The following is a 13,871-nucleotide window of genomic DNA, read 5'->3' on the forward strand; positions in this document are numbered from 1 at the left end:
CTTGTAGAGCCGGTTTTGGCAAGATGACCATAGAGATCAGAAGATTGTTGCCGAGTGATGACGCATTGCTCTGCGGTGAGGCTGGGAAGGTGCCCCGCGAGCCCGTCGAGACTGCGGGCGGTGGCGCACGTTCTAACCGGCCAGGGCCGGCTTGGCCTGTCTTTCGGACCAGCCTTCGAGCCAGTCCTTGCTCTGCATTTCGATGAGGCGGGATACGGTGCGGTCGAATTCGAACGCTTCGGTCGTACCGGCGCGACCGGCATAAAGCCCGTCGGCCGTTGCTTCGGCACTCACGACGACGCGCTTCCTGGTGTCGTAGAGCGTATCCACCAGCAGGATGAAACGCTTGGCGGGATTGCGGCGTGTCTGGTCGAGCACCGGCACGTTGTCGATGAAGATCGTGTCGAAACGCTCGGCGATCGCCAGGTAGTCGCGCGCACCAAGCGGTGCGTCACACAATTCCGCGAAGGAAAAGCGCGCATTGGCGCCGACGGCACGGGGAACCGACACATGCCGGCCCTTGAGCGGGATCTCGACCACCGTCGAGGCGTGGCCGTGGGTCACGGCATGCCAGGCCTCGTCCATCCTGCGGCCGGTCTCTTCGCCCAGCGGGGTCATATAGACCGGCAGCCGGTTGAGCTTCTCCAGTCGATAGTCGGTGTCGGAGTCCAGCGTCACCACGTCTGCATGGCGTTCCAGTATCGCGATGAAAGGCAGGAAGAGTTGCCGGTTGAGGCCGTCGCGATAGAGATCGTGCGGCGCCACATTGGAGGTGGCCACCAGCACGACACCGCTGGCGAACAGCGCCGAAAACAGCCGCGACAGGATCATCGCGTCGGCGATATCGGTGACAGTGAACTCGTCGAAGCACAGCACCCATGATTCTTCGGCCAGCGCCTTGGCGACCGGCGGGATAGGATCGTCCTCCTTGACGGTACCTTCCTTGCGGGCCTGCCGGTGCTTCTGGATGCGGTCCTGCACGTCGGCCATGAAGTCGTTGAAATGGACGCGTCGCTTGCGCCTGACCGGCACGAGCTCGAAGAAAATATCCATCAGCATTGTCTTGCCGCGGCCGACGCCGCCATAGACATAAAGGCCCTTGACGACGGCAGGGGTTCGGGGTCGCCTGGCGAACAGCCAGCCCAGCGCGCTGGACTTATGCGCCAGGCGCTTGTCGGCGATTTCATCGATGAGGCGGTCGAGCCGCCCTACGATACGCTCCTGTGCGGCGTCGCGCGTGACCGCGCCGGTCTCGACGAGATGGTCGTAGCGCTGCCTGACGGTCGCGTGGGTCTGGAGGCCGTCACGCACATGCATGATGTATGGTCACCGGATGGGGATAGGGAACACCTATCCCGACTGGTCTTATCTGGAAAGCGAGATCGGCTGGCCGTTCGAGGTCTGGCCGTCGAATTTGGTCGGGCTCGAGGAATAGAGCCTGGCCAGAGTGCCGCCGTCCTGATCGTAGAGGGTCAGCTGCTTGCCGGCGACGTTCCACGACTTGACGTTGTCGATCGGCGGGGGGCAGCGCAGCGGGCCGGCGCGATAGCCCTGGCCGAATTTGGTCTGCGGAGTCGCCACCTTGCAGCCCTGGCCGGCGACCGAAGCACTCCACACACCGGCAATCGCCGACGCCGTGAGGTCCGGTGCGTTGGCTGGCGGCGTGGCGCCACCGCCCGCCGGCAGCGAAGCCACCTGGGTGCCGGCGCCCGGTGCGGTCGGAAACTTGGAGGCATCGGTCGGAGCCGGAGCGGCCGGCGGCGGCAGCTGGCTCGAGGAAACGGTGCCGGAAGGCTGCGGCTCGAGCGGAGCGGGCTGCGAGTCCTCCGAGCCAAAGCGCGTGCTGGTACAGCCGCTGGCGACAAGTGCGGCTAGCGATACGGCAACAAGACCGGATCTCGAAAGGATCATGGCAACCTCCGCGGCCCGAAACGGGCGCCGTCCAAAGAAAATGCGCCTTCCACCAAAAGGGCGAAGGCGGCAGAATTTCAACCCGATATGGTTAAAATAGGGTTTGCGCCGGCGTCTGTTGCATTTTTATCGCAACCGGGAGCGGTGCCGTTACCGCAGTTCGGACGTCGCGGATGTCCCTTCATCTTTTCGGAACCCAGTATTCGAAACAGCGTTTGAGCGTCGTCGGTCTATCGATTGCGAGGGTATATAAATGCTCAAGTGGATTCTCATCCTGCTCATTGTCGCTGCTGCGGCGAGCCTGCTCGGCATGCCGGCACTGGCCGGCGCTGCAGCGACCGGTGCGCGCATTCTGATCGCCATAGTTCTGGTGCTGTTCCTGCTGCTGCTCCTCGGCGTCTTCGCCATCACCTGATTTGCTCCACTTCTCGGCCGGACTGGTAATTTCCGGCCGTTTCCGCCATATAGCGCCAAACAGACGTGGAATTTCGGGACCATTATGGCTGGCGCAGCCCCCTTCGCCAAAATGAATGGCATCGGCAACGAGATCATCGTTGCCGACATGCGTGGTCGTGCCGACAAGGTCACGGCGGCGGCGGCGATCGCGCTCAATGCCGATCCCGCCACGCGCTTCGACCAGATCATGGCGATCTATGACGCGAAAACGCCCGGTACCGCCTATTTCGTCGAGATCCTGAACTCGGATGGATCGTCGGCGCAGGCCTGCGGCAATGGCATGCGTTGCGTGGTGCAGGCCCTGGCCGCCGAAACCGGGCAGACGATGTTCACCTTCGAAACCGTCGCCGGCATCCTCAACGCCAGGCAGCACGCCGACGGGCTGATCTCGGTGGACATGGGCAAGCCGCGTTTCGGCTGGCAGGAAATCCCGCTGGCCGAGGAATTTCGCGATACCCGCATGATCGAGCTGCAGATCGGGCCGATCGATGCGCCGGTGCTGCATTCGCCCTCGGCCGTCTCGATGGGCAATCCGCATGCGATCTTCTGGGTCGACAACGACGTCTGGAGCTATGAGCTCGAACGTTTTGGCCCGATGCTGGAAAACCATCCGATGTTCCCGGAACGCGCCAACATCAGCATCGCCCAGGTGACCTCGCCCGACAGCATGGTCATCCGCACCTGGGAGCGTGGTGCGGGTCTCACCAAGGCCTGCGGCTCTGCTGCCTGCGCGGCAGCGGTGGCCGGCGCGCGTACCAAGCGCACCGGACGCAGCGTCAACCTCACCGCGCCGGGCGGACAGTTGCATGTCGAATGGCGGGGGGACGACAACGTTGTCCTGACCGGCCCGGCCGCATGGGAATTTTCCGGCACCTTTGATCCGGCCAACGGCGCCTGGACGCGCGATACCGAGAGCGCCGCCTGATGCCGGAAGCGCCTGCCAAGGGGATCGAAGTCGTCACCTTCGGTTGCCGGCTCAACACCTATGAATCCGAAGTGATGCGCAGGGAGGCCGAAAGTGCTGGCCTAGGCGCTCTGAAGGGCGGCGCGATCATCTTCAACACCTGTGCCGTGACAGGTGAAGCGGTGCGCCAGGCCAAGCAGTCGATCCGCAAGGCACGACGCGAGAACCCGGAAGCCCGCATCATCGTGACCGGCTGCGCCGCCCAGACCAAGCCGCAGGATTTCTCCGCCATGGGCGAAGTCGACCTCGTGCTCGGCAACGAGGAAAAGCTCAAGGCGCACAACTACCGCGCGCTGCCCGATTTCGGCGTCAATGATTTCGAAAAGGCCCGCGTCAACGACATCATGTCGGTGAAGGAAACGGCATCGCATATGGTCGATGCCATAGAGGGGCGCGCGCGTGCCTTCGTGCAGGTGCAGAATGGCTGCGACCACCGCTGCACCTTCTGCATCATCCCTTATGGTCGTGGCAATTCGCGCTCGGTGCCCATGGGGGCCGTGGTCGAGCAGATCAAGCGGCTGGCCGGCAATGGTTACGCCGAGATCGTGCTTTCCGGTGTCGACATGACAAGCTATGGCGCCGACCTGCCTGGCGCGCCGCGACTGGGCAGGCTGGTGAAGACCATTCTGCGCCAGGTGCCGGAGGTGAGGCGGCTGCGCCTGTCGTCGATCGATTCGATCGAGGCCGATGACGACCTGCTCGAAGCGATCGCCACCGAGAGCCGGCTGATGCCGCATCTGCATCTGTCGCTGCAGTCGGGTGACGACATGATCCTCAAGCGCATGAAGCGGCGGCATCTGCGCGACCAGTCCATCCGATTCTGCGAGGATGTGCGGAAGCTGCGGCCCGGCATCGTCTTCGGCGCCGACATCATCGCCGGCTTTCCGACCGAAACGGACGCCATGTTCGACAATTCGGTCGCAATCGTCGAGGAATGTGGCCTCACCCATCTCCATGTGTTTCCGTTCAGTCCGCGTGAAGGCACGCCGGCTGCGCGCATGCCGCAGGTGCGGCGTGATGTGGTGAAAAGCCGCGCAGCCCGATTGCGCGCGGCAGGCGATGCAGCCTACGCCAGGCACCTGGCATCCCTTGGCGGCACGACGCAGTCTATCCTCATCGAACGTGCGGGTCTTGGCCGCACCGAGGGCTTCACGCTGGCGGCGATCGCGGCCGGCCAGCCCGGCGAAATCATCGAGGCGGTGGTGACCGGCCATGACGGCGCCCGGCTCGAAGCCGCGCCGCTGACCGCACGCGCAGCCTGAAACGAGCGGGACGCATGGCATTCGGGTTCATCAAAAAGGTCTTTTCCTTCGGCAAGAAGGAAGTGGTGGAGGAGAAGGTCGACGAGACCGCCCCGCTGCCGCCGCTCAATTTCGACGCGTTGGAAGCGCTCAGGCCCGCCGCCGAACAGGAAGTCCCCGATTTCCTGAAACGCGAAGAGCAGGCCGAAGCGATACCGGCTCCGGAACCGGCCGCGCCAGAAAAGATCGAACCAGCGGCGCCGGAAGCCAAGGCGGCTGACGAAGAACCGATCGAGATCGCCGAGCAGGAAGTCCCTGATTTCCTGAAGCGCGAAGAGCAGGCCGAAACTGTACCGGCTTCGGAACCGGTCATTCCTGAACCCGAAAAGGTCGAACCGGCGGGGCCTGAAGCCGGGGCACCCGACCAGGAATTGATCGAGACTGCCGCAGAACCGGAGGCGCTGACAGCTCGGGTCGAACAGCCGGCGTTTGTCGAGACCGCGCCCGAGCCGGTTACAGAAGAACCTGAAGATGCTCCTGTCGCGCAAATCGATGTCGAACAGGCAGAGGCAGTCGTCGAGCCGGAGCCGGTAGCGCCTGTTGTCGAACCGGTAGAACCAAAGCCCGTCGCCGAAGTCGAGGCAACGCCGGCACCGGAAGCGGATACAGCCGCCGAATCGCCTCCCGCTATGCCGGAGCCGGAGGTTGAACACTCCGAGCTGGAAAGTCAGCCCGAGACACCGCAGGCCGAAGAAGAGCCTGCGATGGCAGTCGAGCCGACGATTGTCGTCGAGGAAGTGCCGCAAGCGGAAACCGAAACCGCGTCGGAAATAGTCGTACCCGAGTCGGAACCTGAACCAGTTGCGCTCAAGCCGGTGGAAGCGCCTCAGGTCGAAGCGACTGTGCCTCCCACTCCTGTTGCGGAAGCGGCTGCTGCCCGTGCAACTGCCGGCAAGGTTACCGTCAGCAAGAAAGTCGAGCAGAAGACAGAGCCCGAAAGGGCTCCCGAACCGGTTGCGAAGCGCTCGTGGTTCCAGCGCATGCGCGAGGGGCTCGCCCGCTCGTCGCGTGAACTGAGTGGCAACATTGCCGGTGTCTTCACCAAGCGCAAGCTCGACGAGGAGACGCTGCAGGACCTGGAGGACGTGCTGATCCGCGCCGACCTTGGTGTCGAGACAGCCCTGCGCGTCACCGATTCCCTGGCCTCCAGCCGCTACGGCAAGGATGTGTCCGATACGGAAGTGCGTGCGGTCATGGCTGCCGAGGTGGAAAAGGTGCTGGGACCGGTGGCAAAGCCGCTGGAGCTCGACCTGTCGCACAAGCCGCATGTCATCCTCGTCGTCGGCGTCAACGGCACCGGCAAGACCACGACCATCGGCAAGCTTGCCGCCAAGCTCACCGACGGCGGGCTTTCGGTGATGCTGGCCGCCGGCGACACGTTCCGCGCTGCCGCCATCGAACAGCTCAAGATCTGGGGTGAACGCACCAAATCGCCCGTCATCGCCACCAAGCTCGGTGCCGACGCCGCCGGTCTCGCCTATGACGCCTTTGAAAAGGCAAGGGAAGCCGGCTCCGACGTCCTGATCATCGACACGGCCGGCCGCCTGCAGAACAAGGCGGAGCTGATGGCGGAACTGGAAAAGATCGTGCGCGTTCTGGGCAAGCTCGATCCGGAAGCACCGCACACCGTGCTGCAGACGGTGGACGCGACCACGGGCCAGAATGCGCTCAACCAGGTCGAGATCTTCCGCAACATCGCGGGGGTCAACGGGCTGGTGATGACCAAGCTGGACGGCACGGCGCGCGGCGGTATCCTGGTCGCCATCGCCGCCAAACACAAGCTGCCGGTCTATTTTATCGGTGTCGGCGAACAGGTCGACGACCTCGAACCCTTTTCCGCCAGCGATTTCGCCAGGGCGATTGCCGGCGTTGGATAGATGATGAACGAACCCATTCTCGAAAAAGACCCCTCCGATCCACGCAAGAAGGCGTTGAATCCCGGCCTGAAGTTCCTGCTGGAACTTGGGCCTGGCCTCGTCTTCTTCTTTGTGACCTTGCGCGGCGAATGGCTGGCGCAGAAGTTCCCGGTGCTGGCCGAACTTGGCGAGCCGATCCTGATCGCCACGGCCTTCTTCATGGCCGCGACGGCGATTTCACTGAGCGTCTCCTGGCTTTTGACACGCAGCCTGCCGATCATGCCGCTGGTATCCGCGGTGGTGGTTTTCGTGTTCGGCGCGCTGGCGATTTGGCTGCAGGACAAGACCTTTGCCTTCATGAAGCCGACCATCATCAACTCGCTGTTCGGCGCGGTGCTGTTGGGTGGGCTGCTGTTCGGCAAGTCGCTGCTCGCCTATGTGTTCGACACGGCCTTCAAGCTCGATGCCGAAGGCTGGCGCAAGCTCACCTTCCGCTGGGGCCTGTTCTTCTTCTTCCTGGCCGCGGTCAACGAAGTGGTGTGGCGCAATTTCTCCGAGAACACCTGGCTCTACTTCAAGGTGTGGGGAATCATGCCGATCACGCTGGTGTTCACCCTCAGCCAGATGCCGTTGATCATGCGGCATTCGGTTGAGGAAAAAGCGGAAAAGTAGCTCTTCAATCGATTAATTCGGCATTAACCGGCCATGCGCAGGGCGCAATGCTGCATTGCAGCATCTTGTTTTGCAATGCACACGAACTATGTCATGGTGGAATTGAAAAGGGAGGACTAACCGCCGCGCCAATGCGGCCAATCGCGAAGGAATTTCGCCATGATCCTCGACCTCGTGTCCCGTGCTCGTGACAGCATGAACAAGCGCAAGCGCTACAACCAGCTCGTCAACGAGATCCAGAGCTTGACCGACCGCGACCTCGCCGACTTCAACGGCAACCGCGCCGAGATGCTCTACAACGTTCGCAAGCAGATCTACGGTTAAGCCTGCTTGTCGCACGTTGCGCCAGGAATCCCTGGCGCTCGATGTGAAAGTTCTGGAACCCGAAAGCCGGCCGGCTTTCGGGTTCTTTTGCTATCAGGACAATCTCTGTGCGGCGGCCGATGCTGTCTGCGCCCGCTTCAGCCAATAGCCGAAGATCGCAGCGGTAACGAAGGCAATGACCCCGTAGATCGCCGCCGGCACCGCCATGGTCGCATTGTTGAGCAGAAGCGGGCTGAGCGCGATGGCGATCGCCAGCGTGCCATTGTGGATGCCGATTTCCATGCCGATGGCGGTCGCCTGGCGTCTGTCGATACCCGCCACACGTGGCACGCAATAGCCGACCGCCAGGCTGACAAGGTTGAAGGCGAGCGCGGCAAGGCCGACCACCGGGCCCCAGGTCATGGCGGTCTCCCATTCCTGGACAAGCGCCACCACGACCACCGCGAACAGGAACAGCATCGACAGGATCTTCACCGGCTGTGCCATGCGCGCGGCGAATGCCGGGAAGCGACTGCGCAGCCACATGCCGATCAGCACCGGCCCGAGCACGATGACGAACACCTGCACCACCTTCGCGAACTGCAGCGGAATCGCCTGGTCGCCTGTCATGAAATGCGCGAGCGACCAGTTGACGATCAAGGGCAGCGTGGCGATCGACAAGGCCGAGTTGATTGCTGTCAGCGTGATGTTGAGTGCCACGTCGCCACCGGCGAGATGGCTGTAGAGATTGGCCGACGTGCCGCCGGGGCTGGCCGCCAGCAGCATCATGCCGACAGCCAGTGCCGGCTCGAGTTCAAACAGGTAGATGAGGGCAAGGCAGGCCAGCGGCAGGATCAGCGTCTGGCAGATCAGCGCCACGATCACGGCCTTCGGTTTCTGGAGAACGTCGCGGAAATCCTGGAGCGTCAGCGACAGGCCGAGGCCCAGCATGATGACGCCGAGCGCGAGCGGCAGAAAGATTGTCAGCGCGGAGCTGTCCTGCATGGAAGTCCTCTCCCCTTTTAGACTGCGCGCGCCGTTGTGGCGCCCTCCCTTGCAGCCCTTGCGGGAAAGGTAATCGAAAAGCCGCTTGCTTGCCTATCGGGCATGCGGCCAAGTCGGCTTACCATGGGTCAAGTCGATCGACGGCGCAGGCTCAGGGTAAAGCATGCGCCGAGTAGGACGCGGTGCTTCAGTCTGCCGCCAGCGCCTTTTCGATTTCGGGCAGCAGCAGTGCCTTGGCGGTCTGCGGGGTCAGCGGCCCGACATATTTGAAGGCGACCTTGCCGTCCTTGTCGATCAGGAAGGTTTCAGGGACACCGTAGACACCCCAGTTGATCGCGGCGCGCCCGTTCGCATCGACGCCGATGACGTTGAACGGATTGCCGAGTTCGCCGAAGAAGCGGCGCGCATTCTCCGGCTTGTCCTTGTAGTTCAGCGCGGCCATCACGAAGCGTTTGTCCTGGGCAAGTCCCATCAGCACCGGGTGCTCCTCGCGGCAGGGCACGCACCAGGAGGCGAACACGTTGAGCAGGGTGACCTGACCCTCGAACTCTGAGGAATCGAGACCCGGCAGGCTGCTTCCCTCCAGCGGCGGCAGGTTGGTCTCCGGCGCGTCCTGGCCGATGAGAGCCGAAGGGATGGCGGAAATGTCGCGTCCGGACAGCAACTGGGACAGGAACAGGCCAGCGAGACCGAGGAAGATCGCCAGCGGCAACAGCAGGATCGGCTTGAAACGACGGCGTCGGGGCGCTTCTGTCTGTTCGCTCACTTAAAATACCGCTTTCATGATCTGGCCGCCTTGTCGGAGCGACGGCGAACGCCGGCCGATTCCAGCTCCGCCAGTTCCCGGTTACGGGCCCGCTGGTCGAGCAGGATCCAGCCGATCAACCCAGCCAGGGCAATGGCAGTGATGCCGTAGGCGGCAGTTACATAAAGGGCGTGTGCACTCATGCGTAGCCTCGCGCGCAATCGACAGGCAGACTGTCTTCCCGGCCCTTTGCGATCATGCCTACCCTTAGCCCTCGCCTTTTGAGGGCGCAATCCGGCGCCACGCCGCACCCCAAAACGCCATCAGTCACCGCTATGGCGCAATGCCAGGGCGGCGGCCAGTGGTCCGATGACTGCCAGAAACAACGTCAGCGCGGCAAGAATGAGGAAAGGCTGCAAAAAAGGATCGGGATCGTTGACGGCACCGTAGCTGGCCGAGACGCCGAAGATCAGCACAGGAATGGTGATCGGCAGAACCAGCACCGAGATCAGCAGTCCGCCACGCGGCAGTGCCACCGCCACCGCCGCACCCGCGGCGCCGATGAAAGTGATTGCGGGGGTGCCGACCAGCAAGGTCAGCGCGGTGGCACCGATGCCGGTCGGGGTCATGTTCATGAACAGGCCGAGCAAGGGCGAGGCCACGACCAGCGGCAGCACGCTGACTGTCCAATGGGACAGGCATTTGACGAAGACGGTGAGAGCCAGCATGTGGCGATCACGGTTGAGCACCAGCAGGTCGAGCGATCCATCCTCGCGTTCGGCCTGGAACAGCCGGTCGAGACCGAGCAGGGAAGCAAGCAGCGCCCCGATCCACAGGATCGCCGGGCCGATGCGCGCAAGCAGGTTGAGATCCGGCCCAACACCGAACGGAATGGTGGCGATGACGGCCAGGAAGAAGATGACGCCCGTCAGCGCACCGCCGCCGGCACGGAAGCCCAGTTTGAGATCCCTGACATAGAGGGCAAGCATCAGGATCGCCCTCCCATCTCCAGCGTCCTTGCCGTTCTCAGACCCAGCGGCAGGTGGGTCGCGGCGATAACGATGCCTCCAGCGGCGCAGTGGGCGTTGATCAGGCCGGTGAAACGCTGTTCCGATGCCTTGTCGAGGCCTGCGGTCGGCTCATCCAGCAACCAGGCCGGACGATGCGAGACCAGCAGCTTGGCGATGGCGGCGCGGCGGCGCTGCCCGGTCGACAGGTAGCCGAAAGGCAGGTGGCCGATACCATCCAGCCCGACCGCATCAAGTGCTTCGGCGATGCCGAGCCAGCCTTCGCCACAGAAGTGCCGCCAGAAGGCGAGGTTCTCCGTCACTGTGAGTGCCGTCTTCATCGCGTTCTGGTGGCCGAGGTAGTGACAGGCGGAAGCAACGCTTGGGAAAGCCTCGCCACCCTCGGCGATTCGCATGCTGCCGGCGGCCACAGGCAGGAAACCGGCGACGACGCGCAGCAGCGTCGACTTGCCGGAACCGTTGGGTCCAGTGACCACGAGGCTCTCGCCGTCTGCGATAGAAAAGTCGATGCTCTCGAAAACTGGCTCTCCGCTGCGCTCTCCGCTCAGATTTTCGGCGATAAGCCGCATCATTTCCCCTTCGCCGAAAGTCTGACTGGCAGTGCATTGCGTCGCAACAAAAATGCCAATTCCCTGTCTAGAACTATTCAATCATTTTCTCTATATGCACCCTTACCAACCCCAGCGGTCGGGGAAGGCAAAATGAATTTGCGCCGAACCAGCGCACGCGCCGCCTTGAACGGCTCGGGTTGCTTGGGAGCGGACAGCGGAAATGGCCGTACCCGCACCTTTGCGCGTGATGAGCATGCCCATCGGAGTCCGTTCCCTTTCAGGCTGAACAGACAAGGATGGATCGCTCGTGTCCAAATCACTAGACAGTTTCAATTGCCGCCGGACCCTGACCGCAGGTGGCGGAGAATATGTATATTTCGACCTCACCGAGGCCGAAAAGAACGGCCTGGCCGGGGCGTCGAAGCTCCCCTATTCGATGAAGGTTCTGCTGGAGAACCTGCTTCGCAATGAAGACGGCCGCTCCGTCACCAAGGATGCGATCCAGGCTGTCGCGGCCTGGCTGACCGACAAGGGCAGCGCCGGCGTCGAGATCGCCTACCGCCCGGCCCGCGTGCTGATGCAGGACTTCACCGGGGTTCCGGCCGTGGTCGATCTGGCAGCCATGCGCGACGGCATCGCTGCCCTCGGCGGCGACCCGGAAAAAATCAACCCGCTCGTGCCGGTCGATCTGGTCATCGATCACTCGGTCATCGTCGACGAGTTCGGCACACCGATGGCGTTCGCCCGCAACGTGGAGCTCGAATATCAGCGCAATGAAGAGCGCTACAAGTTCCTGAAGTGGGGTCAGCAGGCATTCCGTAACTTCCGCGTCGTGCCGCCCGGCACCGGTATCTGCCATCAGGTCAATCTCGAATATCTCGGCCAGGTGGTCTGGACCAACAATGAGGATGGCGAAACCGTCGCCTATCCGGACACCTGCGTCGGCACCGACTCGCACACCACCATGATCAATGGTCTCGGCGTGCTGGGCTGGGGCGTCGGCGGCATCGAGGCTGAGGCTGCCATGCTCGGCCAGCCGGTCTCCATGCTTCTGCCCGAGGTCATCGGCTTCAAGCTCACCGGCAGGCTGAAGGAAGGCGTGACCGCCACCGACCTGGTGCTCACCGTCACACAGATGCTGCGCAAGAAGGGCGTTGTCGGCAAGTTCGTCGAATTCTTCGGCCCCGGCCTGTCCAACATGACGCTGGCGGATCGTGCCACCATCGGCAATATGGCACCCGAATATGGCGCGACCTGCGGCTTCTTCCCGGTCGACGGCGAGACCATCCGGTACCTGACCATGTCCGGCCGCCCGGAAGACCGTATCGCGCTGGTCGAGGCCTATTCCAAGGCGCAGGGCATGTGGCGGCACGATGGTTCGGCCGACCCGGTCTTCACCGACACGCTCGAACTCGACCTCGGCTCGGTGGTGCCTTCGATGGCCGGCCCGAAGCGGCCCGAAGGCCGCGTCGCGCTCGAAGACATCCCGGCCGGTTTCGCCAAGGCGATGGAGACCGAGTACAAGAAGGCCGCCGAGATGCACAAGCGTTACGCAGTCGAAGGCACCGACCATGACCTCGGTCATGGCGATGTCGTCATTGCCGCCATCACCTCGTGCACCAACACGTCCAATCCTTCGGTGCTGATCGGCGCCGGCCTGCTGGCCCGCAATGCCAATCGCCTCGGCCTCAAGCAGAAGCCCTGGGTGAAGACGTCGCTGGCGCCCGGCTCGCAGGTCGTCGCCGAATATCTGGAAAAGTCCGGCCTGCAGAAGGAACTGGACCAGATCGGCTTCAACCTCGTCGGCTTCGGCTGCACCACCTGCATCGGCAATTCCGGCCCGCTGCCCGGCCCGATCTCCAAGACCATCAACGACAAGGGCCTTATCGCTGCAGCGGTGCTTTCCGGCAACCGCAACTTCGAGGGTCGCGTGTCGCCGGACGTGCAGGCAAACTATCTCGCCTCGCCGCCGCTGGTGGTTGCCCACGCGCTTGCCGGCACTGTGACCAAGGATCTCACCAAGGAGCCGATCGGCGAAGACCGGAACGGCAAGCCGGTCTATCTCAAGGACATCTGGCCGACCTCGGCCGAAATCCAGGAGTTCATCGAGAAGAACGTCACGCGCGAGCTGTTCGCCCGCAAATATGCCGACGTCTTCAAGGGCGACGAGAACTGGCAGAAGGTGCAGGCTCCGAGCGGCCAGACCTATGCATGGGACGACAAGTCGACCTATGTGCAGAACCCGCCTTATTTCGCCGGCATGGGCAGCAAGCCCGGCCATATCAGCGACATCAAGGGTGCCCGCGTGCTGGGTCTGTTCGGCGACAAGATCACCACCGACCACATCTCGCCGGCGGGTTCGATCAAGGCGGCCTCTCCGGCCGGAAAGTACCTCACCGACAATGGCGTCGGCGTCGCCGACTTCAACCAGTACGGCACGCGACGTGGCAACCATGAAGTGATGATGCGCGGCACCTTCGCCAACATCCGCATCCGCAACCATATGCTGGGCGAGAACGGGCGCGAGGGCGGCTACACCATCCACTATCCGTCCAAGGAGGAGATGTCGATCTACGACGCAGCCATGGAATACCGCAAGGAAGGCGTGCCGCTGGTGATCTTTGCCGGCGTGGAATACGGCAACGGCTCCTCGCGCGATTGGGCGGCCAAGGGCACCAACCTGCTCGGCGTGCGTGCCGTCATTGCCCAGTCGTTCGAGCGTATCCACCGTTCGAACCTGGTCGGCATGGGCGTCATCCCCTTCACCTTCGAGGAGGGAACGTCGTGGGCCTCGCTCAACCTGAAAGGCGACGAACTGGTCGAGATCGACGGACTTGAGACCATCAGGCCGCGCCAGAAGATGGTCGCCAAGGTCACTTTCGCTGACGGCACCGTCAAGAATGTCCCGATCCTGTGCCGCATCGATACGCTCGACGAGCTCGACTATTACAAGAACGGTGGCATCCTGCAGTACGTGCTGCGCGACCTCGCAGCCTGATCCGACAAGCATATCCAAAAAGAGACCGCCGGAATGAAAGTTCCGGCGGTCTTGTTTTGTGGAAACAGTTGTTTTGTGAAC

At 62.9% G+C, this 13,871-nt stretch carries 14 protein-coding genes; 7 read left to right on the forward strand and 7 right to left on the reverse strand.

What is annotated here, in order from left to right; translation table 11 throughout:
- Positions 1-132: 132 nt before the first annotated feature.
- A complete protein-coding gene (gene zapE / locus ACFWYE_RS11410; protein WP_379065263.1) occupies positions 133-1,317 on the reverse strand; it encodes a cell division protein ZapE in 1,185 nt (394 codons plus the stop codon).
- Positions 1,318-1,365: 48 nt separating this feature from the next.
- Positions 1,366-1,911, reverse strand: a complete 546-nt coding sequence (locus tag ACFWYE_RS11415; protein ID WP_379065265.1) for an AprI/Inh family metalloprotease inhibitor — start codon at positions 1,909-1,911, stop codon at positions 1,366-1,368.
- 253 nt (positions 1,912-2,164) lie between these two features.
- Between ACFWYE_RS11415 and ACFWYE_RS11420 the strand changes: the two genes are divergently transcribed.
- The 6 genes from ACFWYE_RS11420 (at position 2,165) to ACFWYE_RS11445 (ending at position 7,484) form a co-directional block, all read left to right on the forward strand.
- Positions 2,165-2,326 carry a DUF1328 family protein gene (locus tag ACFWYE_RS11420; RefSeq protein ID WP_129412449.1) on the forward strand — a complete coding sequence of 54 codons (162 nt, stop codon included), beginning with the start codon at positions 2,165-2,167 and terminating at the stop codon, positions 2,324-2,326.
- 84 nt (positions 2,327-2,410) lie between these two features.
- Positions 2,411-3,292, forward strand: a complete 882-nt coding sequence (gene dapF / locus ACFWYE_RS11425) for a diaminopimelate epimerase (RefSeq protein WP_379065268.1) — start codon at positions 2,411-2,413, stop codon at positions 3,290-3,292.
- On the forward strand, positions 3,292-4,593 hold the full coding sequence (gene mtaB / locus ACFWYE_RS11430) for a tRNA (N(6)-L-threonylcarbamoyladenosine(37)-C(2))-methylthiotransferase MtaB (RefSeq protein WP_379111481.1): 1,302 nt from the start codon (positions 3,292-3,294) through the stop codon (positions 4,591-4,593). The genes dapF and mtaB overlap by 1 nt, the downstream gene beginning before the upstream one ends.
- Before the next feature lie 14 nt (positions 4,594-4,607).
- Positions 4,608-6,509, forward strand: a complete 1,902-nt coding sequence (ftsY, locus tag ACFWYE_RS11435) for a signal recognition particle-docking protein FtsY (protein ID WP_379111483.1) — start codon at positions 4,608-4,610, stop codon at positions 6,507-6,509.
- Positions 6,510-6,512: 3 nt separating this feature from the next.
- A complete protein-coding gene (locus ACFWYE_RS11440) occupies positions 6,513-7,160 on the forward strand; it encodes a septation protein A (RefSeq protein WP_379073240.1) in 648 nt (215 codons plus the stop codon).
- 159 nt (positions 7,161-7,319) lie between these two features.
- Entirely contained in the window at positions 7,320-7,484 is a 165-nt protein-coding gene (locus ACFWYE_RS11445; protein WP_129412452.1) for a DUF1127 domain-containing protein, read from the forward strand.
- Positions 7,485-7,577: 93 nt separating this feature from the next.
- On the opposite strand, the gene ACFWYE_RS11450 is transcribed toward ACFWYE_RS11445, so the two are convergent.
- From ACFWYE_RS11450 to ccmA, 5 genes are all read right to left on the reverse strand, one after another.
- Positions 7,578-8,468 carry a bile acid:sodium symporter family protein gene (locus ACFWYE_RS11450; RefSeq protein ID WP_379065274.1) on the reverse strand — a complete coding sequence of 297 codons (891 nt, stop codon included), beginning with the start codon at positions 8,466-8,468 and terminating at the stop codon, positions 7,578-7,580.
- A gap of 187 nt (positions 8,469-8,655) precedes the next feature.
- Complete coding sequence (locus ACFWYE_RS11455) at positions 8,656-9,234, reverse strand: DsbE family thiol:disulfide interchange protein (protein WP_379065276.1); 579 nt, start codon at positions 9,232-9,234, stop codon at positions 8,656-8,658.
- Between the two features lie 14 nt (positions 9,235-9,248).
- Complete coding sequence (ccmD, locus tag ACFWYE_RS11460; RefSeq protein ID WP_379065278.1) at positions 9,249-9,416, reverse strand: heme exporter protein CcmD; 168 nt, start codon at positions 9,414-9,416, stop codon at positions 9,249-9,251.
- A 120-nt stretch (positions 9,417-9,536) separates the two neighbouring features.
- Positions 9,537-10,202, reverse strand: a complete 666-nt coding sequence (gene ccmB, locus ACFWYE_RS11465; RefSeq protein ID WP_379065280.1) for a heme exporter protein CcmB — start codon at positions 10,200-10,202, stop codon at positions 9,537-9,539.
- The gene (gene ccmA, locus ACFWYE_RS11470; protein ID WP_379111955.1) at positions 10,202-10,810 is read right to left on the reverse strand and encodes a heme ABC exporter ATP-binding protein CcmA; all 609 of its coding nucleotides are present in this window, start codon (positions 10,808-10,810) and stop codon (positions 10,202-10,204) included. Before ccmA ends, ccmB begins: the two co-directional genes overlap by 1 nt.
- Positions 10,811-11,099: 289 nt before the next feature.
- Here ccmA and acnA point away from each other — a divergent pair, with 289 nt between their 5' ends.
- Positions 11,100-13,790, forward strand: a complete 2,691-nt coding sequence (gene acnA, locus ACFWYE_RS11475; protein ID WP_379111485.1) for an aconitate hydratase AcnA — start codon at positions 11,100-11,102, stop codon at positions 13,788-13,790.
- The last annotated feature ends 81 nt before the right edge of the window (positions 13,791-13,871 follow it).

It is taken from the genome of Mesorhizobium sp. NPDC059025 (genome assembly GCF_042739655.1).
Classification (GTDB): Bacteria; Pseudomonadota; Alphaproteobacteria; order Rhizobiales; family Rhizobiaceae; genus Mesorhizobium.

Bases quoted from the DNA above. Each gene is read 5' to 3' on its own strand.
- ACFWYE_RS11445 (WP_129412452.1), top strand. From the start codon at position 7,320: ATGATCCTCGACCTCGTGTCCCGTGCTCGTGACAGCATGAACAAGCGC.
- ACFWYE_RS11415 (WP_379065265.1), bottom strand. From the start codon at position 1,911: ATGATCCTTTCGAGATCCGGTCTTGTTGCCGTATCGCTAGCCGCACTT.
- ccmB (WP_379065280.1), bottom strand. From the start codon at position 10,202: ATGCTTGCCCTCTATGTCAGGGATCTCAAACTGGGCTTCCGTGCCGGC.
- ACFWYE_RS11450 (WP_379065274.1), bottom strand. From the start codon at position 8,468: ATGCAGGACAGCTCCGCGCTGACAATCTTTCTGCCGCTCGCGCTCGGC.
- mtaB (WP_379111481.1), top strand. From the start codon at position 3,292: ATGCCGGAAGCGCCTGCCAAGGGGATCGAAGTCGTCACCTTCGGTTGC.
- ACFWYE_RS11440 (WP_379073240.1), top strand. From the start codon at position 6,513: ATGAACGAACCCATTCTCGAAAAAGACCCCTCCGATCCACGCAAGAAG.
- ACFWYE_RS11420 (WP_129412449.1), top strand. From the start codon at position 2,165: ATGCTCAAGTGGATTCTCATCCTGCTCATTGTCGCTGCTGCGGCGAGC.
- ccmD (WP_379065278.1), bottom strand. From the start codon at position 9,416: ATGAGTGCACACGCCCTTTATGTAACTGCCGCCTACGGCATCACTGCC.
- ftsY (WP_379111483.1), top strand. From the start codon at position 4,608: ATGGCATTCGGGTTCATCAAAAAGGTCTTTTCCTTCGGCAAGAAGGAA.
- zapE (WP_379065263.1), bottom strand. From the start codon at position 1,317: ATGCATGTGCGTGACGGCCTCCAGACCCACGCGACCGTCAGGCAGCGC.
- dapF (WP_379065268.1), top strand. From the start codon at position 2,411: ATGGCTGGCGCAGCCCCCTTCGCCAAAATGAATGGCATCGGCAACGAG.
- ccmA (WP_379111955.1), bottom strand. From the start codon at position 10,810: ATGCGGCTTATCGCCGAAAATCTGAGCGGAGAGCGCAGCGGAGAGCCA.